A 739-nucleotide genomic window follows, 5' to 3' on the forward strand; every position below is an offset into this window, starting at 1 on the left:
TGGCATGCAGTTCGCTAATAACGATGGTGGTGTCTACAAGGTGACAGGCGACGACCTGTACGCGACGACGGGTACGACAACCATTCGCGTTGGTGATGGCACGAGCAACGGGTCAGCGATTACGGCCAATCTCGATACGGTCATCAATGACAGCAATGTCTCTGGCGGCACTTCGCTCATTAAATCGGATGCAGGCACCCTGATCATCACGAAGGATCAAACCTACACAGGCGCGACAACGATCGATGGTGGAACGCTGCAGCTTGGTAATGGTGGCACAAGCGGGCGTATCGCCAGCAGCTCCGCCATTCATAATAATGGTATTCTTGCCATCAATCATAGCGATGCAATGGACATCGGTCAGGTAATCGACGGTACTGGATCATTGGTTCAGTCGGGTAGTGGTACGACGACGCTAGCCGGGCTCAATAGCTACACCGGCTCGACGACAATTTCCTCCGGGACACTGGCCTTGAATGGCGGCGCGATTGCGGCGTCGTCTGGTGTGCATAACAACAGTATTTTCGATGTTTCAAATGCGACCTCGCCTTCGATTCAGGCGCTGGACGGAAGCGGCTCGACAGTGCTTGGGAACAACACGCTTGTCCTGACCAATGCCAATAGCAGCTTTGGCAATATCTATGCTGGCGTAATGTCGGGTGCAGGTGGTCTGACGGTCAATGGTGGCATGCAGACGTTGACCGGTAACAACACCTATACGGGTGACACGACTGTTGCA

Annotated in this window: 1 protein-coding gene; it reads left to right on the forward strand. The window is 54.0% G+C overall.

Annotated features, from left to right (window positions below; all coding sequences use genetic code 11):
* The coding region (locus AA105894_RS13415) for an autotransporter-associated beta strand repeat-containing protein (RefSeq protein ID WP_267312203.1) at positions 1 to 739 on the forward strand (739 nt) is incomplete at both ends.

The organism is Asaia spathodeae NBRC 105894 (genome assembly GCF_025994195.1).
GTDB classification, from domain to species: Bacteria; Pseudomonadota; Alphaproteobacteria; order Acetobacterales; family Acetobacteraceae; genus Asaia; species Asaia siamensis.